Source organism: Dorea longicatena (genome assembly GCF_024168045.1).
GTDB lineage: Bacteria > Bacillota > Clostridia > Lachnospirales > Lachnospiraceae > Dorea_A.
In genome coordinates, this window is the sequence record NZ_CP100126.1 from 2,173,951 (window position 1) to 2,196,672 (window position 22,722).

16 protein-coding genes are annotated in these 22,722 nt (G+C 42.7%); all 16 read right to left on the minus strand.

The window, feature by feature from the left end; genetic code table 11:
- Positions 1-103 precede the first annotated feature (103 nt).
- The 16 genes from trpS to NKF87_RS10360 all read right to left on the minus strand — a co-directional run bounded on the left by trpS (position 104) and on the right by NKF87_RS10360 (position 22,721).
- Positions 104-1,165, minus strand: a complete 1,062-nt coding sequence (gene trpS, locus NKF87_RS10285) for a tryptophan--tRNA ligase (RefSeq protein ID WP_055283552.1) — start codon at positions 1,163-1,165, stop codon at positions 104-106.
- A gap of 189 nt (positions 1,166-1,354) precedes the next feature.
- Positions 1,355-2,368, minus strand: coding sequence for a DnaJ C-terminal domain-containing protein (locus NKF87_RS10290; RefSeq protein ID WP_117598239.1), 1,014 nt, complete (start codon positions 2,366-2,368; stop codon positions 1,355-1,357).
- Positions 2,369-2,478: 110 nt separating this feature from the next.
- Entirely contained in the window at positions 2,479-2,931 is a 453-nt protein-coding gene (locus NKF87_RS10295) for an Hsp20/alpha crystallin family protein (protein ID WP_117598240.1), read from the minus strand.
- A 296-nt stretch (positions 2,932-3,227) separates the two neighbouring features.
- Positions 3,228-5,048, minus strand: coding sequence for an amylosucrase (locus NKF87_RS10300; RefSeq protein ID WP_117598539.1), 1,821 nt, complete (start codon positions 5,046-5,048; stop codon positions 3,228-3,230).
- 105 nt (positions 5,049-5,153) lie between these two features.
- Positions 5,154-6,638, minus strand: coding sequence for a glycoside hydrolase family 32 protein (locus NKF87_RS10305; protein ID WP_117598540.1), 1,485 nt, complete (start codon positions 6,636-6,638; stop codon positions 5,154-5,156).
- Between the two features lie 377 nt (positions 6,639-7,015).
- Entirely contained in the window at positions 7,016-7,216 is a 201-nt protein-coding gene (locus NKF87_RS10310) for a hypothetical protein (RefSeq protein ID WP_117598541.1), read from the minus strand.
- Positions 7,179-7,772 (minus strand): AAA family ATPase, encoded by a 594-nt coding sequence (locus NKF87_RS10315; protein WP_117598542.1) that lies wholly within the window; start codon positions 7,770-7,772, stop codon positions 7,179-7,181. Before NKF87_RS10315 ends, NKF87_RS10310 begins: the two co-directional genes overlap by 38 nt.
- Positions 7,773-7,785: 13 nt before the next feature.
- The gene (locus NKF87_RS10320; protein ID WP_117598543.1) at positions 7,786-9,153 is read right to left on the minus strand and encodes an MATE family efflux transporter; all 1,368 of its coding nucleotides are present in this window, start codon (positions 9,151-9,153) and stop codon (positions 7,786-7,788) included.
- A 350-nt stretch (positions 9,154-9,503) separates the two neighbouring features.
- Entirely contained in the window at positions 9,504-10,175 is a 672-nt protein-coding gene (locus tag NKF87_RS10325) for an ABC-2 transporter permease (protein ID WP_138375810.1), read from the minus strand.
- Positions 10,175-11,023 carry an ABC transporter ATP-binding protein gene (locus NKF87_RS10330; RefSeq protein WP_117598545.1) on the minus strand — a complete coding sequence of 283 codons (849 nt, stop codon included), beginning with the start codon at positions 11,021-11,023 and terminating at the stop codon, positions 10,175-10,177. The genes NKF87_RS10325 and NKF87_RS10330 overlap by 1 nt, the downstream gene beginning before the upstream one ends.
- Positions 11,017-11,400 (minus strand): GntR family transcriptional regulator, encoded by a 384-nt coding sequence (locus tag NKF87_RS10335; protein WP_028086730.1) that lies wholly within the window; start codon positions 11,398-11,400, stop codon positions 11,017-11,019. Before NKF87_RS10335 ends, NKF87_RS10330 begins: the two co-directional genes overlap by 7 nt.
- 224 nt (positions 11,401-11,624) lie before the next feature.
- A complete protein-coding gene (locus NKF87_RS10340) occupies positions 11,625-12,335 on the minus strand; it encodes a hypothetical protein (RefSeq protein ID WP_117598546.1) in 711 nt (236 codons plus the stop codon).
- Positions 12,336-12,347: 12 nt separating this feature from the next.
- Complete coding sequence (locus NKF87_RS10345) at positions 12,348-12,842, minus strand: hypothetical protein (RefSeq protein WP_117598547.1); 495 nt, start codon at positions 12,840-12,842, stop codon at positions 12,348-12,350.
- A 14-nt stretch (positions 12,843-12,856) separates the two neighbouring features.
- A complete protein-coding gene (locus NKF87_RS10350) occupies positions 12,857-13,345 on the minus strand; it encodes a hypothetical protein (protein ID WP_161143758.1) in 489 nt (162 codons plus the stop codon).
- A 10-nt stretch (positions 13,346-13,355) separates the two neighbouring features.
- On the minus strand, positions 13,356-21,557 hold the full coding sequence (locus NKF87_RS10355) for an InlB B-repeat-containing protein (protein WP_253583540.1): 8,202 nt from the start codon (positions 21,555-21,557) through the stop codon (positions 13,356-13,358).
- Between the two features lie 153 nt (positions 21,558-21,710).
- Positions 21,711-22,721, minus strand: coding sequence for a response regulator transcription factor (locus NKF87_RS10360; RefSeq protein ID WP_117598550.1), 1,011 nt, complete (start codon positions 22,719-22,721; stop codon positions 21,711-21,713).
- Position 22,722: the final 1 nt, after the last annotated feature.

Here is a 22,722-nt window from a genome sequence, read left to right on the forward strand (position 1 = left end):
TTTTACTGATAGTTTTATTATACAACAATTCCCAATAAAAGAAATCCCCAAAATACCAGGTATCGTCTGATATTTCGAGGATTCTATAATATCTCTGCTATTCTTAATTCAGGAAATCTGCATCATCAAAATAGTTGATTCTCATAGCAGCCTTTACATCCTGCAGTGTCTCTGCTGCTTTTGCCTCGGCTGCTTTGCTTCCTTCTTTCAGTATTGCGAATACTTCCGGAAGCTTCTGCTCCCATTCTTTTCTTCTCGCACGGATTGGTGCCAGCTCCGCCTGAAGTACCTTGTTCAGGAACTTCTTAACTTTGACGTCACCAAGACCTCCTCGCTGATAGTGTGCTTTTAACTCATCCAGATTCTTATATTCCGGCCAGAATTCTTCAAAATATTCATCTTTGCAGAATGCATCGAGATAAATGAATACCGGATTACCTTCTACCTGCCCCGGATCTTCTACACGAAGATGGTTCGGATCTGTAAACATAGACATCACTTTCTTCTTCACAACATCTTCTTCGTCAGAAAGATAGATACAGTTGCCAAGCGATTTACTCATCTTGGCCTTTCCATCGATTCCCGGAAGTCTTAAGCATGACTTGTTAGATGGAAGTACAATTTCCGGATCTGTTAATGTCTCACCGTATACACTGTTGAACTTGTGCACGATCTCTTTACACTGCTCGATCATCGGCATCTGGTCTTCTCCAACCGGAACTGTTGTTGCACGGAATGCTGTAATATCGGCAGCCTGGCTGATCGGGTAACAGAAGAAGCCTACCGGGATACTTGCTTCAAAGTTTCTCTGCTTGATCTCTGCTTTTACCGTAGGGTTTCTCTGCACTCTGGATACTGTAACCAGATTCATATAATAGAATGTTAATTCTGTAAGCTCAGGAACCATTGACTGGATAAAAATGTGACATTTCTCAGGATCGATTCCACAAGCCAGATAATCCAGTGCTACGTTCATGATGTTCTGACGTACTTTTTCCGGATGTTCGGCGTTATCTGTCAGTGCCTGCGCATCTGCAATCATAATATAGATCTCATCATATTCTCCTGAATTCTGTAATTTTACACGTTCTTTTAATGAACCTACATAATGACCAACGTGAAGACGTCCTGTCGGGCGGTCACCTGTTAAAATAATCTTGCTCATCTTACTTATCTCCTTAGCATATATTTTCATAACCTGTATGGAAATACAGATTCTTTGTCCTAATTCTTTTATTATAATTCTTTCTAAAGAGAGCGTCAATACAGAAAAAAATGCATCCTTCTACCTTCCGGATCCAAGTTGGATTCTTCTGATAAAACAATGCATTTATTCTATATTTATATTTAAAATTTATGCTGCTCCCCGGCTTCCGTTCCTGCATGCAGCTTCAAATTCTTTTAATTTTCTCTTAGCTTCGTTACTGAGATTCTTTGGTACATCTATCTGAACAGTCACATACTGATCTCCATATCTTCCTGTATCCTTCATAGACACGATTCCTTTGCCTTTTAACCGGATCTTCGTTCCGGACTGCGTTCCCGGATTGATCTTGCAGACCACTCTTCCGGTAAGTGTCTGTACCACTGCTTCTCCTCCAAGCACTGCTGTAGTAAACGGAATCGTGACTTTTGAATATACATCCATATCTTTTCGTTCGAATCCCGGACGTTTGCCTACTCTGACTTTTAATAACAGATCTCCTGCTTTACCTCCGGACACTCCCGGCATTCCTTTTCCTCTCAGACGGATGCTTTTTCCGTCGCTGATACCTGCCGGAATATGCACTTTCAATGATTTTCCTGCCACATTGCTGCCCTGTGCATCTGACAGCCGGATAACTTTATCTCCACCGAATGCAGCCTCATCAAATGTTACATCTATTTCAGCTGTCACATCGGAACCATCCTGCCGGAAATTTCCGCCACCGCTAAATCCTTTTCCGAATCCTCCAAATCCGTGAAAGCCGCTTCCTGCTCCTTCCGAGAATCCACCGCCGAATATATTCTTCAGGATGTCATCCATATCGCCGCCTTCAAAATGATATTCATGAAAGCTCCCATTCGGTCCGTTATAGCTATAGGTGCCGCCTCCCGGTTCACTTCCATAACCGTAAGCTCCACTGCCCCCGGCACTGCCGTCAAAAGCTGCGTGGCCAAACTGATCATACAATTTCTTTTTTTCCGGATCACTCAGCACATTATAGGCTTCCGTTGCTTCCTTGAACTTCTCTTCCGCCTGTGCATTTCCGGCATTGGTATCCGGGTGGTATTTCTTGGCCAGTTTACGATATGCTCTTTTGATCGTTCCCTTGTCTGCACTCCTGCTGATTCCAAGAACATCATAATAATCTCTTTTTGCCGCCATTGTTCTCCCTCCCGTCATTTGCTTTTCTATATGTGTTTTTATGATATGATACCCCACAGGCTCAATACCTGTGGGGTACCATCACTCTTTTTTATGTCTATGAGCTTTCATTAACCTTCAATTGAAATGTAATGTTTCTTCTCTTCTACCGGTTTTGCTTCCTCTTTCGGAACACTGAATGAAAGGATTCCACTTTCATATTTCGGGTGTACATCCTCTACCGTTACATGTTTTCCTACATAGAAGCTTCTGCTCATGCTGCCCGCATAACGTTCTTTTCTGATATAGTTACCTTTCTTATCTTCCTCATCTTTATCCAGTCCTTTAGCTGCACTGACGGTAAGTACACCGTCTTTCAGTTCCATCTGGATCTCATCTTTCTTAAATCCCGGAAGATCAATATCAATCTCGTATGCATTTTCGGTCTCTTTTACATCTGTCTTCATCAGATTCTTAGCATGTTTTCCATACAGTTCTTTGTCGACATTCGGAAACGTCGGGAATGAAAAATCATCCATAAAGTCATCAAATAAGTTTTCTCCAAAAATACTAGGCATCATCATAAGTCATATCTCCTTCCAAATGATAAAAAATATATTATTTGCACGTTCGGAGAATTCCGAGGTGTTGTTTACTAAAACTTCAGGATTCCAGATTTCGAATCATCTATGAATGCTGTCTGCTTCATATCTTTGATTCTTTTTCTCTCTTCCTTTGTTCTATCTGTACTATAGCACCTAATATTAGCACTGTCAATAGGTGAGTGCTAATTTTTTTGTGAAGAATTTGTGAACATTCTATTCTAAAACTTCAATCCCATCCTGTCTCCAAAAATGACATTGCTTTTTTCATAAGATTCCTATTTTTTCACGCACCATCTGTACTGATAAGGATTCATCCATACCGAATTCATTTCCAGTTTTTCTCCTGTAAATAAATCCTCATATTCACCTTCCAGACAGTTCAGCCATGCATTCTGCCCATATTCTGAAAAATTAGCCAGACAGATTAATTCTTCATTTCCTACTGTTCTTCTGATTGCAAAAACCGCATAATTTCCTGTGTCCCAGGTAGAAATACTGGCAATCTCACCAAAACAATCCTCCTGACGCCTCATTTCTTCCATCTGCTTCAGGCCATGCCAAATTTCATACTGTACAGTACCTGCTTCTTTTCTCTTGTCTGCATTGTCCCACCGGAACAAACTACGGTGCAGATACCTGCTATCCGCAGCAATATCCGGGTTTTTCTTATAATCATAATCATTTACCTGACCAATCTCGTCCCCGGATGAAAGCATTATAAATCCTTCCATACTCATACATGCTGCATGCATCATGAGCACTCTTTGGATTCCTTGTTTCACCTGCTCTAAATCCCCTTCAAATCCGCCTTTTTCGATTCCACACAGGCTTGCGGTTGTTCCACAGCTTCTGGCATCTTTCGTCACCGGATCGTAATTATATAATTCTCCTCGCGCAAAGCTATATGGATAAGTACCTTCAAAGAAATGATACAAATATTCTTTGTGCCGAATCGGGTTTATTTCCAGCTTTTTCTCCTGTTCTTCATCCAGCCCCCAGCCAATATCATCATGACAGCGAAGGTAATTGACAAAATAGCAATTCTTCGGAAGGCTGTGAATCACATCCATCTGGTGTTTCAACATCCTTGTGTCCCTCGTAGCCAGTGCTGCCCACAGATTTACCATGCTGGAAACTCCGTATAACATATGACATTCCGGTTCACTCTCTGTTCCAAAATAGACCGGAAGTTCTTTTGGTTCCATAACAACCTCGCCTTTTAGTATCACAGCCGGACAGATCATCTCAAGAATCATTCGCAGCATACGGACAATGAGGTGCACTTGTGGAAGATTTCTGCAATTCGTTCCTAACTCTTTCCAGATATAAGGAACTGCATCAATACGAAACACTTCGACTCCCATATTTGCCAGATAAAGGATATTCCCAATCATTTCATTAAATACTTTCGGATTATGATAATTCAAATCCCATTGATAAGGATAGAATGTTGTCAGTACATGTCTGTGCATCTCTTCACACCATGTGAAATTTCCCGGAGCAGTTTCCGGAAACACCTGCGGCATTGTCTTTTCAAATTGATCTGGAATTTCTCGCGTCTCATAGCACTGATAGCGATCCATATATTCCTGTTCGCCTCTCTTGGCTCGTATCGCCCACTCATGTGTATCTGCCGTATGATTCATAACTACATCCAGACATAAGCTGATGCCACGCTTTCTCAGCTCTTTTGTCAGTCTTTTTAACTCTTCGTTTGTTCCTATTTCCGGGTCGACCTGCTTGAAATCTTCCACCGCATACCCACCGTCATTATATGGATGAGGCATCTTTAAAAGCGGCATTAAATGAAGATAGGTAATCTTCTGCTCTGACAGATAATCCAAGTGTTCTATCACACCTTTTAATCCACCCGCAAACAACTTCGGATACATCGTCATTCCAAGCATGGTTCTGTTACGATACCAGTTTGGTTCTTTCTCTCTTCTATCATCTAATCGCCTAAGCTCCGCTGGTCTGTTCTGATAAGCTTCTTCCAGCATCTGCATTAGTTCTTCATAACATTGTTCATTGTGATATAACTGCAGATATTTTTCATGCAGTTCCTTCTCATATTTTTTTCTTCTTTCCTCTATCATCAATACTCTATGCTCCTATACTGCAAAGGAGATTCCCGTTTTAGGAATCCCCCCTATCATTATCCATGCGTCTTCAAACTCTATGCAAGTTTTATCATGCATTTCCTAAACCAAATCATATTTCACTATATCTATTTTAGCTGCGCCTTCAGCAAAGAATGAAATTCCTTTTGCCTCTTGTTCTGTAAATATGACAGCCGACATAACCTGCTCGCCATCATTGATAAATATTTCTACGCTAAATCTATCCAAAACCACACGAAGCTTTAATTCATCGGCACCTCCATTTACCAGACATCTTCTCTGATGAACCAATGCTCGTTCGCTTCCTGAAAATTTTCTGTCAATTTTCAGGACAGACTCATCCGGGCGGAAGCACAATTCTGTATGAAACCTCTCATTCTGTGCAAAACGTAATGCGAATTTCTTATAGCCATTTTCTTTATCTTCCGGACGTATCACAAGCTCCATATCTATCGTTCGTCCTTCGATTTTATCTAATGAGATCGTATCATTATTTATTACTACATTGTTGTACTCAACTCTGTTTTTACGCATTGCATCAAGTTCTTTAATCGGCGTTTGATAAAGTCTTCCGTTTTTCACAGATAATTCTCTCGGCAGACTCATTTGTGCAAACCACTTCGAATCATTATCACGATGAGCCAGTGTGTCCCAGTTCTGCATCCAGCCAATCATAATTCTGCGGCCGTCCGGTGCTTTCACCGTCTGCATTGCATAAAAATCAATTCCATAATCCACAGACTGCGTAAACTGCTCTTTTAAGGTATATGTATCCTTGTCCATTTCTCCTATGATACATAAAGTGCCATTTCCATTATGATATTCCAAGCCTTCCGGCAGCATATCCTGTGGACTGGTCAAAAGAACGTGTTTTCCATCCAGTTCAAAGAAATCCGGACATTCCCACATTTTTCCAAAACGTTTCTTATTTTCTGCAAGGATGCTGACAAATTCCCAGTCAAATCCATTCTCACTTCTGTAAAGAAGAATCTGTCCGCTTCCATCTGCCGGTCTGCTTCCGATCACACAATAGAAGTTTCCATCTTTTCCTTTCCAGATTTTTGGATCACGGAAATCTACTTTACTTGCACCTTCCGGAAGATCCTTTTCTGTTAAAACCGGATTCTTCTCATATTTCACATAATCTCTTCCGTCTCCGACAGCTACCGCCTGTGTCTGTATATCTCTTTTACTTCCATCTTCTAATGTTTCCTGATCTACGGCTGTATACATAAGCAATTGTCTACCGTCATCCAACTCTATTGCACTTCCCGAAAAACATCCACCCTTATCGTATTCTTCATCTGGTGCAAGAGCTGCTGGAAGATATTTCCAATGTAATAAGTCTTTACTTACCACATGCCCCCAATGCATACTGTCCCAGTGTGTATCATATGGATAATACTGATAAAAAAGATGGTACTCTCCCTGATAGTATGAAAAACCATTCGGATCATTCATCCAACCGACATATGGACTCACATGAAAAGCCGGTCTGTCTTCTGCTTTTATCTGCTTTCCTTGTTCTTCTTCATATTTTCTAGCCTTTTCTAACATCTCACTCATGCAAATTCTCCTGTTGTTCGTATCGTTATTTTTCTTCGCTTACTGACTTCTGATATTGATCAAAGTATTTCTGTTTAATTGAAAGATAATTGGATAAACATATTTGCTGTTCATATCCTGTAGATAAGTTTCATGCACTTCTTCCTCCATTCCTCTATTAACCCTTCGTGTATAACCGGTTACGTAACCGGTTACTTTATAGTTTGATAATACTATATCCATCTCTTTCTGTCAACACTTTTGTGTATTAAATTAACCAGTTACGTAATCGGTTATTTTAGCATTGCGTTTTTTCATGAGAATTGTTATACCAAAAGATATTACAGGTAACTTTTGCAGATATTGCTGAATGCACACATTTTTCAAAAACTACCATATCAAGATACTTCAATCATCCCGATTCTCCGATTGCCAAAACTGCCATGGATCTTCTGGTCCGGCAGATGGATGAACAGAAAAAGCGTGTTCCCTGCTCCCAGTTTTACGATAGAATTCTGCAGGATCGCCTCGTTTTCTGGATCTGTGTAAGCAGTTGCCTCATCAAGGATTACAACTACACTCCATAATAATCTTCTCACATCTGTTATATCCAAGCTTCGAGCTGTTCAGACACAACGTATAATTACTGGCCTTTCCCCATTTCTGATCGGTGTAAAAATTATAATTCGTCATACGCCTTTTATCCGTATCTGCCATCATTTTGACAGCTTCCTTTTCTCCTACATTATATAAGTCCATAATACGCTGTGTTTTTTCCGGCATATCCCCATGGATAAATACGTTCAATACATCATCCCGATCCTTCAGGATATAATCTGCATTTCTTCCGATAATTACACAAGATTCCCTATCAGCCAGTTCTAAAATAACCTTTCTTTGCGCCTCATACAACATGTCTTCTATGGATTTCCCTGTAATATCACGTCCGGCAAATGCATATGCAAATAATCCTTTCTTCGGAGATAATTCTGCACTTTCCCGGACATATTCCGGAGATAAACCAGACTTCTCTGCAATCTCATTAATGATATTTTTATCATAATAAGTAATCCCAAGTTTCTTCGCTGTTTCTTCTCCGATAAAACGTCCGCCACTTCCAAATTCTCTGCTGATTGTAATGATTCTTTTTTCCATCTCTGATTCCTCCTTAATTCAAAACATCAACTTTATTTTTACTGATTCTCTTCAAGAACACATATCCTACAAAGCATGAAATAATTTCAGTAATCGGAAATGCCCACCAGATCAGCGAAACTGTCATCTCACCATTTCTGACAAACACGGAAAAAATTCCAGCCAGCGGCAGAATAATAATAAACTGTCTTAGAAGCGAAATAACCAGTGATTCCACGCCACCATTCAATGCCTGATAAATGCCCTGATAAGCAATATTGATTCCGGCAAACAAGAAGCTTACTGAGATTATCCTCATTGCTCCGATAAAATATTCTCTGGACGCCCCTGCATTAAACAGCGTTGCAAATCCCCCTGGAAAAATCTCTGTAATTACAATTCCCAGAATCATTAATATAACCGTATAGATCAGACCATATTTGATTCCATCCTGAATTCTCTTTTTGCTTCTCATTCCATAAGCAAATGCAATGATCGGAGTGATCGCATCTCGCAGACCGAAAGCAAGAAACAGTACAAACTGCTGAACTTTATAAAATAATCCATAAGCTGTCTGTGCTGACGGATTGAATTTCAGAATCAGATTCATTACATAAACCATAATGGACATCAGTGCCTGTGCAATGATTGCCGGAAGTCCGATTGTATAGATCTCCTTGATAATTCCGCCATCCAGCTTCATGTATTTCGCCCCATGCTCGAATTCCTTATTGAATTTGATATGAAAAATGAGCAGTAATACCGCGGATGCTACCTGGCCAATTACAGTTGCATAAGCCGCTCCTTTCACTCCCATTTCCGGGCAGGGGCCAATACCATAGATCATGATCGGATCAAGAATGATATTTACAACTGCGCCAACCACCTGTCCAATCGTGGAATAAAGAGAACGTCCTGTTGCCTGCAATAACTTTTCAAATAAAGAAAAGAAAATAATACCAAAAGAGATTACGCAGCATATCCTCAGATAGCTGACTCCCATCTCCAATACTTCTGCATCTACTGTCTGCGATGAAATATATGCTTTCACCCCAAAGATACCAAACAATAAGCAGACCACATAAATAATCACTCCCAGAAACAGACTGTTTCCTGCTACCTTTGCAGCTTTTTTACTATTTCCCTGTCCAAGTGTCCTTGCAAGAAGTGCATTGGTTCCTACACCGGTTCCGATCCCCACTGCCACCATAAGCATCTGCACCGGAAATACCAGTGTCAAAGCATTTAGTGCTGCTTCACTGCCTACTCTCATATTTCCCACAAACGCACTGTCTACTATGTTATAGACTGCCTGCAATGCCATGGATAAGATCATCGGGATTCCCATCTGGACCATCAACTTATTCACCGGCATCTCCTTCATCTTGTTGCTTTCCGCCATTTCGTTTAAACTCCTTTCTTTTTGACACAAAAAAAGTGCGTACCCTGTCATATAAGCTGGACTTACGCTGACACGCTACACACTTTTTCTTGGCGATATTTACTTTTTGCAAAATAAAAAACGAGTAGCCGGTAAACTGGATTTACGCTTACTTGCTACTCGTTTCTTGTAATTATATTACCTCTTTTTCAAAAAGTCAAACACCAGGGCAACCGGAACAATCTTTTTTCCGGTCTTTAATGCCAGATTCACCGGACCGTCATAGAGCGGTTTAATCAATCTGTTTAAATCATAATTGTGCGAATCCTCTGGGAATATCAGAATGCTTTGTGTCTGAATCCTTATAATTGTTAAAACTCTTTCTTTTTCATAACTCTCATACTATACTTATACGAAGCAAACCATACAATCAGACTTAATACAATCAGTGCAATCGCGATTCCAAAATCGCCTGTTTCTCCTATCATATACGAAATACTTTCTTTTAATCCCGAGTTGGCCCTCACAAAAAATCCAATTATATAACAACTTGCAAAAACAATTAAAACTGCAATTGGCAGTGCAAATCGTCCTTTCTCTCCTACAAACCTTAACCGAATTGCAATCACAATCCCCGCAATCGCCTGAAACACAAAAATTGTGATCAGCTCCATTGCCAACATTTCCAAATCAAAAACTTCTCCCGGCTTTATGAATACAGCAATTCCTGCACAGATTACTCCAATCCCCCATCCAAACACTGTCATAATAAAGGAAAACATGTATTTTTCTCTGACATATATTTTTTTGTTTACAGGTAAAGAAAATAAATACGTGTAGCCATGTTCATTTTCATCATAACTGATCGTATTCCCTGAATATACTGCCATAACGGATGGAATATACATTGCAATGAAGGTAGCTCCTGTTTTTCCCGTTAGTATAAAGAATAATGCCATAAACGCCAACATCAGAAAAAGATTGCTGCCTTGCCGGAAAAACAACCGAAAATCCTTTTCCAGCAGTCCTCTGATTCCTTTCATTATCTCTCGCCTCCTGTCAACATAAGAATCACCTGATCAAGTGAGCCGCTCTCCACTACGATCTCCGGATAATTTTCTATATAATACTGCTTCTCGTTCGTCAGGCAGGAAATTCCAAAGTTCTCTTTTTTCTCTTTCAAAATGTAACTTTTATCCACTGCCTGATATTGCGCCTCACTGACTTTCAACACCGCATATTTTTCAAGAATCGTATCCATCTCTTCATGAAGTACAATCTTTCCTTTATGAATCACATAGATGTCATCACACAGATGCTCCAGATCCGAAGAAATATGTGAACTGATCAGGATGCTTCTCTCCGGCTCTTCTTCCATATATTCTCTTAAAATGTCCAGCATTGCTTCCCTTGCTCCGACATCAAGTCCTGCTGTCGGCTCGTCCATCATTAGAAATTTTGCCTGGTGTGTCAATGCAATGATCAGATTCAATTTTGCTTTCGTACCTGTTGAATACTCTTTTATAAATTTATTCAACGGAATCTGATATCTGTCACACATCAGATGGAATTTTTCTGCTTCAAATCTTGGATACAATCTTGCCAGAACTGCCTCAACATCTTTCCCTTTCAAATAACCGCTGAATCCGGCTTCTGCCAGAACAACTCCCAACTCTTCTTTCTCTTTTTCACCTAACTGTTCCGGTGTTTTTCCCATGATCTTTATCTCGCCGCCATCATAAGAAATAAGTCCGAGCATTGCTTTGAATAAGGTACTCTTACCGGCTCCGTTCTCTCCGACCAGACCAGTAATTCTTCCTTTTTCTACATTTAATGAACAGTCTAACTGAAATTCGCCGTAGCTTTTCTTAACCCCTTTGATTTCTAACATAAGTATTCATCCTCCATGATGAGTTCAAATAATGAACGAATCTCTTCCTCTTTCATTCCGCAGCGCCTTCCTTTCTGGATCGCTGCTTCCAGATCTGTCTCAACTTCTTTTCTGCGTTCTTCTTCCATCAGCTGTGTATTGGATGCCGCAACATAAGTTCCCTTCCCATGAACCGTGACTGTCATGCCTTCCGCTTCCAGATTATCATATGCTTTCTTCACAGTAAGTGCACTGATCTTCAGTTCCTTTGCCATCGTTCTCACGGACGGCAATATATCATTTTCTTTTAATTCTCCGGAGATAATCTGTGCTTTGATCTGCTCCATAATTTGTTCATAGATTGGTACCATCGACGAATTATTGATTATAATCTTCATATGTTTCCTCCTGTTGTAAACAGTATATAACAGCATAGTACTGTTGTCAACTGTTATATACTGTTTATCTTCTGTTGCAAAATACGAGAGGTTTACATTTCCAGAATATGTACCGGCTAATTGGGAAAAGGTCATGCCTGTATAATATTTTATCCCCTTCCCAGATGCATGACACCTGAGAGGGGGATAAAATCTTTTGATATCTGTACCGATACGCCCTTTTGTTATTTATTTTTTCTTCTTATAACCGTCACACTGATCACAGCTGCTGCTGCAATTGCTGCCAGTGCATAAAGCATCGGTCTTGCTTCGTCTCCTGTGACTGCTGCTATCTGGTTTTTCAGCTTATTTAACGGTGTCTTTTTTTCTGATTCATGTCTCTTTCCAGTGCCCGGTGTTCCTTTATTCGGATCTTTATCCTTATCTGGATTTTTTCCCGGATCTTTATCCTTATCTGGGTCTTTGCTTTCGCCGCCGCTGGTATCTTCTGCTGTCTCAATGACCAGTGTCGTATCCTCGCAGACTTCTTCCAGTGTCAGATATCCGTCTTGGAACTGTTCCGTAACGTCTTCCCCGTTCAGATGAATCCTTGAAACCTTCCATCCTTCTTCCGGTGTGATCCGTATCTTCGGCTCGGCAAAACGATCCACAACAAAGTTATCTATGTTGCCTTCTATCTGATCTTCTTCCCCTTCTATCACTACATCTGCGTGACTTTTTTCCACACGGATATTATGGGAGTCCGGCACGGTTGTACTGATGGTGCTCTGGGAATTCGATGAGCTTCCTGCATCTGCTGCCAGAACGGACATGGTCGTAAAGAACATTGCTGCGATTGCAGCCAGCATAGTCATCACTGTCACAAACACTGCCGTTGTAACGCGGACAGTCTTTTTATCCACAATGATATCCATATTTTCTGTCTTTTCCCTCATATGCACGCCCCCTTACTCACTTTTGTCCACGTATGATATAGTAAATGTCACCGTATCTGCGTACTCTCCGGCCGCCGCCTTCTTCCAGTCTTCTTTTTTAATCGCGATAGTAAGAGGTGTCTCTTCCCCGGCTTTTGTATACTGCGCTGATGTAAATGGCCGGCTTCCCGCCTCATCCTGCGCCAAAATCTGATAAGGAATCACTGCCTTTGAATTGTTGGAATTCTTTAAGTTAAGATCAGATAGCAATGACACCTGGATACATTTTCCATCCTCAATCTGCGCCTGCTCTACTACAATATTCCCGTAAGAGGTTTCTGTCTCATTAAACTGCATGCTTGTATCTACCGGAATCGTCACCTGGTAAGCCGGGTCCACATGATAACTGACTGTCGCACTTCCCGCCGTCTGGGTGGTGGCTGCATAGATTGGATTTTCTGCACATATTAACAGCACTGGAGTCAGTAGTGCGAAAAGAATTCCTGTTCTTATACTTCTCTTTTTCATCGTTCTCCCTCCCGTTACTGTGCAATGATTGTCGTCTCTACATTTGCCCCGTTCATGGCGGAACCATCGGTGAGTGATGCGGTCGTAATCTTGATGGTCGCCGGATATTCTCCCGCTGCAAGTGCCTTCTCTAATGTCACCTCTGTAATCGCCTTCCCCGGTTCCACCATCTTCGATGTGTAAATCGTCTCATCTGTGTCGTTAAGCACGATTTCAAATGTAAAGTAACATGGGTTTCCTTCCGGATTCATCAAGTTCATCTGCACGTCTTTTTTGTCTGCCTCGATCGTAATGGACGGATAGCCCGGTATCCGGATTCCTGTCGGCTTTTCCCCGGTATCGTCTGCCGTCTGGGTCTTCGCATTTGAATCCAGATCCGGCTTAAATGCCGAATCTGAACCTCCTTTTAATTTCATGAAATAAATCAGTCCCGCAATGATGACCGCACACAGACAGATGATAATGACAATAAATATTTTATTTTTTCCTGTATGTTCTTTCATCTGTTTCCTCCTACTCAAATGTAATATCTACATTCAGATTGCTGAGATCATATCGATCCGGTCCTACTCCATGTGCATCAAATTCCAGCGTCAGACTGTCCACATCAATCTTGCTTCCGGTCGTAAGTGTATATTCACAGGTAATCGTTTTACCGTTTTTCTTCTTCAGATCCTCCGTATTTTTCTTCCACTCTGTGTGATCCTTATTATCGGATTTCGTATGGTAGGAAATTCTCAGATCTGAATAACCATCTTTTACCATTTTAATCTTGTAACTAATCCTAATCCTCATCTTTGAATAATTCTGATGTACTGCATTATAGGAAATATTCTTCATATTCAAATGATATCTTGCCGGATCCAGTCCACTGTCTCCGGTTGTCTTTACAGAAGTCTGATTACCGTCTACATAATAAGTAAATCTGGTATACTCATGTTTATCTGTCACACGATATGTATTGCCGGAATTTGATGGTCTGTAAGAATATTTTTGGTTCGCTTTCCAGCTTGCGTATAAGGTAATATTTTTTGCGTCCTGAAGCTGCAGCTCTTTCGTACTCATGTCAAATGCTGTGTTGGCTCCTTCTTTTTTCCAGCCTTTGAACTCCCAGCCGTAACGAGTCGGATCTGACGGGAACTGGTACTTATCACCGTATTTGGTCTTTCTAACTGTCTTCGCTCTTCCGTCACCATAGTCAAATGTAACATTGTACACATTTGCCTCCCATTCCGGATAGAGTGTCACAACGCCTCCATTCACATCGGTCAGCTTCGACACCTTCTGTCGGTCAGAGTAATAAGTCTTCTTGCCCTTCTTATCCACGGTGTACCATCTCTTAAAGGAGTGGCCTTTGCATGTAAATCCGCATTTTGGAAGTGTTACATTTTCCGTGTAATTGACCGTCTTGGCTGCCATGGAACCTTTTGCCTCCGTACCGCTTAAGATAAATGTAATCTGATATGTATTCTCTCTCCAGTTCGCCTTATACTCCCGTTTTTCTATAGAGCCCTGTTTTACAGACACATTGTCACTTACTCCTGTAATTTCGGTTCCACTCCAGCCTGTAAATGTATATCCGGCGCGGACTGGATTTTTCAGTTTAAATACGGTGGTGTCCACGTTGTAAGTCGTCGGATTCTTCTCCCCGGACTTCATGCTTCCGCCATTTAAGTCATAAGTAATCTGGTATGTCTCCCGCTCCCATATTGCTGTGTAAATATGACTTTCTGCCGGCATAGTCGTCGGAAGGTTATCGACTTTCTTGCCATTCTTACTCCAGTTTTTGAAAATGTATCCTTTTCTTGTCGGATTTTCTGGTGTATTTATCTTGTCACCATAATTTCCTTTGATTGGCTCAATCGTTGTTCCTCCGCCTGTCTTGAACTGAAGTGTGTATTCCATCTTCAGCCACTGTGCCTTATAGGTAAGGTCTTTATCCGGTATCGTCATTTCAACGTCTTCGTCCCAGCCAAGGAACTGGTATCCGGTTCTTGCCGGCGCTTTCGGCACTGTGATATTCGCACCATAGCGTCCGGTCACGACAATCTTACTGTCGTCCTCGCCCTTTTCTGCAGCGAATGTTCCGGAATTTGCGTCAAATGTGACTGTATGTACCTTTCTCTTATAGTAGTACTTCACTGTCGTCTGTCCGTCTCCGGAAATGGTAACTTTCTCTGTCTTTGGTTCCTCGAAGCCTTTATATTTCATGACTTCTGGTGTCACTTCGCTATCCACAGCCGCCCGTGCATGACTGCTTTCTTTCAGCGTATAACCATCACCTTGTACATTTTGCTGATAATGTTCTACTACATAGTTGACAATGTTTGCTTCCCATTTTGCATAGAGTGTCAGATTCTGATCCGGCATATTCGCTTTGTACTCTTTCGTACATTTTGCATCTGTATACCAGCCTGCAAATGCATAACCGGCTCTTGTCGGCTTCGGTATGGACATTTCATATCTTGCTTCTACCGTCTTATCTGTCTTACCATCGTAGTTCTTAAGCGTCAGCGTATGCACATTTCTTGTGTAACGGTAAATGACTGTTGTTCTTCCATCACCTTCGACTGTCACCTGCTGTTTCTCCGGTGCTGTAAATCCATCAAAGTTCTTTACTTCCGGTGTGACAACCGTATCCGTATCGGCGTTAAAGTTCTCCTGTGCTCCCAGTGAATATCCGTCATCATTGGCATTTTGCAGACAATGCTTAACCGTGTAGTTTACACTCTGCACATCCCATTTTGCATAAAGTGTGATGTCACGTGCCGGAACCACTCCGTCAAATGCTTTTTTAAACTCTGCGTCTGTATACCAGCCTGCAAATGCATAACCGGCACGATATGGTTTTTCCTCCCATTTCTCGCCATATGCAAGTTCTTTTGTCTCGCTGTCATTACCATTATTGTAATGGATCGTTACCTGATGGCGGTCACGCGTATATTTGTAATCTACATACGTAACCTCTCCATCGTCTACCACATCATAGCTAACCGGCTTTGGTGCTGTAAATCCTTCATACGCTTTTACTGCCAGCGTAAGATGTTCTCCTGTTTTAGCTGTGACAGTTTCTGTCTCTGCCAGATCATACTGCTCTGAATTGCCAATGGACTGTTGATAATGTCTCACCTGATAAGTCTTCATTCCGGCTTCCCATTTTGCATAGAGTGTCAGGTCATGTGCCGGCATGGTCGTCTGTACGTACGGCTGTGTCAGTACTTCGTCCGTGTACCAGCCTGCAAATGCATAGCCTGTCCGCGACGGAGTATTTGTAATATCTGCCTCATAGCGGACTTTTGAAGTCTTGTTATCTTCTCCATTGTTCAGGACATAAGTCAGATTGTAGCTGTTCCGCTTATAGTGATACCAGATATCCGGTCCGCCCCAGCCATTTACCTGTCCTGTTTTGGCCTCTGGTGAAGTAAATCCTTCATATTGTTTTGGCTGCGGAGTCACTTCTGATTCTGTCAGGCCGCTTAATACTTCTTCGTCCGTTAGTCCAAAGTAAGAACCATCTACAGATTCTTTATAATGATAGACGGTATAGCTGCTCATCACCGGTGTCTGTTTTGCATAGAGCGTCAGATCTTTATCCGGCATGGTTCCATCGAATCGATTCTTGAAATCCTTATCTGTATACCAGCCTTCAAAGAGATATCCTTCCCGGATCGCTACTTCTGTAATTGCCGCACCAAATGGCATTCCGAATCCTTCCATATTATTTTCATCGACCCCGCGGTCTACCAGCTTCAGCTTATGGATATTTCTCGCATACTTGTATTCAATAACTGTGTTGCCGTTTCCGTCCACTGCCACGGTCTGTGTTTCCGGTGAAGTAAAGCCTTCGTAACGCTTCACGTCCGGCGTCACTTTATCTTCCGGATACGCCGCAAAGACTTCCTCTTCATATAAGATATATGAATTTTCTTCCTCAACCGGTTTATCTAAGTCCGGATACTCTTCTTTATCTCCACCCGGATTTTCTTTTTCTGCATCTGGTAATTTTTCCATTAGATGCCGGACTGTATAGTTGACTTTCTGCTTCTCCCATTTTGCATAGACCGTCATATCTTTTGCCGGCATCGTCTGGCCAAATGCGTTCTCACATGCCTCGTCTGTATACCAGCCTTCAAATACATAGCCTTTTCTTGTCGGCATCGGTGATGCAATCTTGTCACCATATCTTGCTGTCACTTCTGTCTGGTCTGATTCTCCGCCTTTTGCATCGAAGGTCAGTTTGTACTCATTCAAATCATAGTACACTTTCAGTACAAGACTGCCATCTGCCTTGATCGTTCCCTTCGGCAGTTCACCTTTTAAGTGATAGACTTTCTCGTCAAGATCTGCTGCTTTTGCTGTGACTTCCTCTCCCATCTGTCCGGTCAGAGCCGCAGTCTCGCTTAAGCTGTATCCGCTGTTATCCGTATTCTGCACGTAGTATTTCACGGTATAAGTAATGCCTTCCAGTGCTTTCCATTTTGCAATGTAGATCTTATTCTCAGATGGAACTTCCTTTGGAACCCCAGCGCCTTCTTCGTCCTCCCAGCCAAGGAATTCATATCCCGGTCTGTAGACTGCCGGTGTCGGCATCATGGTTCCATATCGGTAATTTCCGTCTGCGATCACTTCTGTCTCCGTCCCATTCTCCGTCTCTTTTTCGGACTTGAATGTCTGTGTATATTTATTTCTTGCATAATAGTAATTGATGACCAGACTGCCGTCTGCTTTTACAGTCTCCGTAAGCTGCGGCGGTGTTACAAATCCCGTACGCTCTTTTGGAACCGGGCTTACTTCCTCTTCCGTCCTGCCATTCATTTTCACCGGAGTCTGCGCTTCATAGGTTCCATTCGTTCCTTCTATATAATCTACGACTGTATAACCTACATCGGCTGCTTCCCATTTTGCATAGACAAGTCTGTCTTCTTCCGGCATGGTTTCCGGAATTGTGTATGGAATGGTGAGATCCATGTCCTCATACCAGCCGGCAAATGTGTATCCGAGTCTTACCGGATCTTCCGGCCTCTTGATCTCTGCGTTATATTTTCCGGTAATTGCATCGACGAAAGATCCGCCATTACTCTGGAATGCAATATAGTAACCATCTCGCAGGCGATCCCAGTGAAGCTTGATCTTTCTTGCACATGGCTTCGTATTAAAGGTACCTTCCTGGTTTTTCCATGTAATGATCATCTCACCGTCCTGCTCCGGCTCATCACCTGGATTTACACGGATAATATTGGTCGCCGGATCATACGTAAACGCACTGTTCGTCATGGAAATGTTGAAATACTTTGTATCATCTTCGTAAATCTTCTCGTAATATTTTCCGTCGTCCAGTCCGGTCTTCATATCCATGTACTGCATCTTGAAATATTCATCCGGGATCTGAACCGACTGAATCTCCCGCTTCATATTAATCTCGGCAACCTTATCCTGGGTATAAGCAAAATCCAGTACATTTTCCAGAACACCTACTCTATAAAGCGGCCACTCATTTTCGTAAAGTGTCGGATTATAGGTAAATGCATTGGACAGTGCCTGTGCCTCGAACTTCACTTCCAGATAAATACCGATTTCCAGATACATAGCTCCCATAGCACGGCTGCTTCGTCCTGCCGATGCCGTATATTTCAATTCGTAGTAGAGGTAACCCCAGACCTGTGCATAACCGCCCACATCCGCCGAGATACCGACACTGGCGATGGACGTTGATAATAATCCCACACGCACCGTCAGTCTCACACCGGCTTTGATGCCAAGAGTTCCCATAGCATATGCCGTAAATTCATACTGCTCCTCTACCAGATCTATCGTATCATTGGTCGCCGTCCGCTCTTTGACCCGTACACAGAAGACATACTCTTTCGCATTCTTATACCAGTACGTCATTCCGATGGAAATGTTCACATTTGCGGAGACAACGAATTCCAACTTCACCTGAATATCAATGATCAGAAGCACACGGAAATGCTGGTCTACCAGCGGACGCTTGTAGATTTCCACCCAGTCTGCCTCGTCTGCCAGAAGTTCCGAGTACCTCTCTGCCAGAGACTTGGATACGGATATTTCATCTCCGCCACTGACGAGACCTGATGCAGAATTTAGATAATCCTCGCCATTCTCCATCATATTCTTCAGCTCTTCGGTAATCTTATTGACACCTTTTCGTAATTTCGAACTGGAATCAGACACCGGGTTTCCGGTTTCTGCAGTCTTGAAGTTGACATTCAGTCCGATTCCTGTGTATTCATATAATTCCAGAGATGCCGTTACACGGTAATCTGCAATGTACGGAATAAATCCCCATGTTTTCCACACGGCTGAACCGTCCACATCGATGGATACTCGCACTTCCTGTTCAAATGTCGCCGTGATCATGATCTCGATGTCTGCGCCCCTGTTCACATGAACTGTAATCGGCACGCCGATCTCCAGTGCAAGCCTTAGTCCGCTCACATCTCCGTCAAAATGTTTTAGTGTCGTGCCGAGATTTGCTTTTACCGTCGGTACTCCTAATTCCACACGGGAACCGCCTGCGGCTCTTGCCCTTCTCAACTGGCCATAGCCCTGGCTCTGAACCATGATGTCTGCATTCATATCTTCCTTGAGAGATTCCTGAAGCTCCTCAAAAGATTCTGTCTCCATTGCCGCATCGGCAACTCTTTCTGCTACTTCGGATGCAAATCCGCTGTCTACTGCCTGTGTCTCAATATCCTCTTCCAGCGCCTGCACATCGGTATCTTCCAGAAGGTCCTCCCCTTCTACATTTTCCTTTTGGTACACGTCCATAGTCTGGCGCATATCTTCTTCGCTCACAGGCATATAGCTTACTATGTATCTTTCTCCTGATAACAGAACATTCGTAATCTCTCCATAGAGAGACACGGTTCCGCTTCCATTTTCTCCCATTGTACCTGTGTAAAGTGCCAGATAATCGCCCTCATCTACGGTTGTCTCACTGTCCAGATCCATAGCCCGGCTCATAGCATCATCACCAAAGGTCAGGTCGCTGACATTAATCGTTACACTGTTATTATCCGGGTCACCGTCCTGATCTTTGTCCATAGAAAGCGGCAGCACATCCGGCATAAAGAGCACGTCTTCCGGTCTGGAGCCACGATATGTATACTTGTCCCCATCCGCTCCTGTAATCTCGATAAATGACACATCACTGTTGTCACCAGAGGACATATCCATGGTCGGGATCACATCACCGGAATAAATTGCGACCTGGTCGCCGACTTCTAACTGCTTCTTATAAGTAAATGTTCCGGTCGTATCACTGCCTTCTTCGGTCAGGGAACCGTCTGTTCCAATCGTCATTGCCGCGATTGAAACTTCCTCTACTTTTTTTCCATTTACAGTCAGATTGGAAAGCTCTTTCTTATGAATATACTTGATTTCTTTATTTAACTCTACATTTTTGACTTCTTCACGATAGACCGTAAAATCATAGACACGGATCGTCGGGTCAAATCCTGTAAAATATAACGCCTTTTCCTGAAGCTCCAGCTTATAGGCTGCCCCCGGTGTCCATCCGTTCGGATTGCTGATTGTAAATGTATGGTCTGCTCCTTCAGTCACATCTACCGTAACCGTTTCGGAAGAATCTGTCACATTTTTTATCGTGAAATTTTTTCGCACCTGATCAGGCGTCATGGCAGCACTTGTATCCGTCATCGGAATCGTAAAATCAGTTGCCACATCATTTGCTCTGGCATAAGTCGCCATTGACACTTCTTCCATCGGCTGGTTGTCTGCATAAGAGGCATACAATGTCACATCACTCAGAAGACGGTCCTTACTGTCCACATATCTGGTGCATGCTTCATCGTAACACCAGCCAAGAAATGTACTGGACTTTTTCACCGGTGCCGGCAGATCCTTCAGAACGGTTCCTGCCTGGTACTGCTCCTGTGTTACTGTGATCATCTGATCTGCCTGCTGCGGATTCTTCTTCGTGATAGTCCCGCCATTTGTCTCATATGTAATGTTGTACGCTGTATCCTGAAATGCAATGTCAAAAGTCAGGTGATCTGTATAGTCACCTGTATAGTTCGGTTTGTCCAGAATGTTGCAGTCATATTCCTGCTGCTTATGGCTCTCATCTTTCGTAAGACTTGCGACAACCGAACCATTTTCCAGTGCCGAACCACTCTGCGGATTTCTCAATTCATATGCAAGACTATGTAATCCACTCTTTAATTTCCAGTCATTTTCAGACTGGACTGTCACGCTCACATGATCCTTGTCATATAATCCACCTGCATCCGCTTTTATCGTAAGCTTATCCCCATCCGCATTGACCGTCTGTGGAATATCCACATAGTAGTAGCGTTCCGTCCACTTTGCATAGAGGACAACACTGCCGGAATGATCCGCAGTGCTAAGCGAAGTAACCGGCTCTCCGTTAAACTCCTCATTATCATACCAGCCGGCAAATTCATATCCCGCTTTTGTGATCTGCTCCGCTCCCGGAAGCTCTGTCACCGGCTCATCGTAATTAGACGGAGCCGTGTAACCTTCTGCAAACGTTCCTCCATTTTTCTTATAGTCAATGCCGGATTCCTTCCGCGCATTCGAACCCTGAGACGTTCCTTCCTCCGAATGCATAACCGGATTCTGCGTATTCGCATCTTCAGCAAATGCTGCGACCGGCACTGATGTTGCAAACAGCACCGCGCTCAAAATCATACTGACCAGACGTTTCTTCATATGTATTATCCCTCCTCATTTTTTTCTCAAAAATAAGTCTCTATACATATTGTATCAAAAAAAATACATTCCTCACATGCCCGTTGAAAGCCCAAAAAGTGCCTGTTTTACAATTCCTTTTGTAAAACAGACACTTTTTCGTATCCTGTTATTCTATTGATTTACGAATTCTTTAATCTTATCGCGTTTATCAATCTGTAGTTTTTCCAGAATTCCGGAGACATAATGCTTCACCGTATTCACAGACAGTCCCAAATGTTCTGCAATCTCCTGGTTCGTCCAATCACGGCACGCCAGCATGGCTATGGAAAATTCCAGCGGGCTCAGAAGATCCGTCACTGCCTTTTGCATCTTGGGATTGTGAATCTTCATCCAGCCACGGCTGAATGCAAGTACACCATCTACAAGCTTCTTGTACATTTCCGGCTCTTTTTTCCGGATACAGACTTCCAAAACTCCCTGCAGCAGACCATGATACTCGATAAATGGTTCCATGAATTTGTCAAATCTTGCCCACTCCCATGCCTGGCTCACCGTCTGAATCGCCTCTTCTTGTTCTTTCAGATTGATCTGACACATTGCCTGCACACAGCCCAGATAAATCATGGAGATCGGGTATACTCCGTCTGCCATCAGAAATGCACCCTGCACAACACCTTTTGCCTTAGCATAATCCTGTCTCAGATAAATCTCATGCGCCAGAAGGCTCACCGCAAATAACCGCTGTCCGATTGGCAGATACGGAATGTACTGCTGAAGCGGCGGTGTTCCTTCCTCCGGCGGTATATGAAGAAATATGCTGATTACATAAAATGCGAACAGGCAGGCCGCTTTTACATTCACAGGTGCATCCTCCTGCATTGCCTGGGTCAAACACTGATGTACATCTTCCCTTGTACGCTGTGCTGCCTGAGGATCTCCAAGTGTAAGATTCGCAAATGTGTAAAGCATATCCGCCGATAGCCGGAGCATCACATCATCGTGATCCAGATAATCTTTTACCGTCTCCACACATTTTTCCGCCTGCGCCGAGAAGAAATAATATTCTCCCTGTGCAATCTGCGCCAGTTCCTTATCTTCTATTTTCTCAATTGCTTCTGCTGCTTTTCCCGATTGAAAGGCACTTCCAACCAAAGGAAGGATGACTCTGTCAGATATTTTCATT

Excerpts from the sequence above, each read along its gene's own strand:
- NKF87_RS10325 (WP_138375810.1), bottom strand. The coding sequence starts at position 10,175 with ATGAAAGGAATCAGAGGACTGCTGGAAAAGGATTTTCGGTTGTTTTTC.
- NKF87_RS10335 (WP_028086730.1), bottom strand. The coding sequence starts at position 11,400 with ATGAAGATTATAATCAATAATTCGTCGATGGTACCAATCTATGAACAA.
- NKF87_RS10320 (WP_117598543.1), bottom strand. The coding sequence starts at position 9,153 with ATGGCGGAAAGCAACAAGATGAAGGAGATGCCGGTGAATAAGTTGATG.
- NKF87_RS10300 (WP_117598539.1), bottom strand. The coding sequence starts at position 5,048 with ATGATAGAGGAAAGAAGAAAAAAATATGAGAAGGAACTGCATGAAAAA.
- NKF87_RS10295 (WP_117598240.1), bottom strand. The coding sequence starts at position 2,931 with ATGATGATGCCTAGTATTTTTGGAGAAAACTTATTTGATGACTTTATG.
- NKF87_RS10340 (WP_117598546.1), bottom strand. The coding sequence starts at position 12,335 with ATGAGGGAAAAGACAGAAAATATGGATATCATTGTGGATAAAAAGACT.
- NKF87_RS10360 (WP_117598550.1), bottom strand. The coding sequence starts at position 22,721 with ATGAAAATATCTGACAGAGTCATCCTTCCTTTGGTTGGAAGTGCCTTT.
- NKF87_RS10345 (WP_117598547.1), bottom strand. The coding sequence starts at position 12,842 with ATGAAAAAGAGAAGTATAAGAACAGGAATTCTTTTCGCACTACTGACT.
- NKF87_RS10315 (WP_117598542.1), bottom strand. The coding sequence starts at position 7,772 with ATGGAAAAAAGAATCATTACAATCAGCAGAGAATTTGGAAGTGGCGGA.
- NKF87_RS10350 (WP_161143758.1), bottom strand. The coding sequence starts at position 13,345 with ATGAAAGAACATACAGGAAAAAATAAAATATTTATTGTCATTATCATC.
- trpS (WP_055283552.1), bottom strand. The coding sequence starts at position 1,165 with ATGAGCAAGATTATTTTAACAGGTGACCGCCCGACAGGACGTCTTCAC.
- NKF87_RS10355 (WP_253583540.1), bottom strand. The coding sequence starts at position 21,557 with ATGAAGAAACGTCTGGTCAGTATGATTTTGAGCGCGGTGCTGTTTGCA.
- NKF87_RS10290 (WP_117598239.1), bottom strand. The coding sequence starts at position 2,368 with ATGGCGGCAAAAAGAGATTATTATGATGTTCTTGGAATCAGCAGGAGT.
- NKF87_RS10330 (WP_117598545.1), bottom strand. The coding sequence starts at position 11,023 with ATGTTAGAAATCAAAGGGGTTAAGAAAAGCTACGGCGAATTTCAGTTA.
- NKF87_RS10305 (WP_117598540.1), bottom strand. The coding sequence starts at position 6,638 with ATGAGTGAGATGTTAGAAAAGGCTAGAAAATATGAAGAAGAACAAGGA.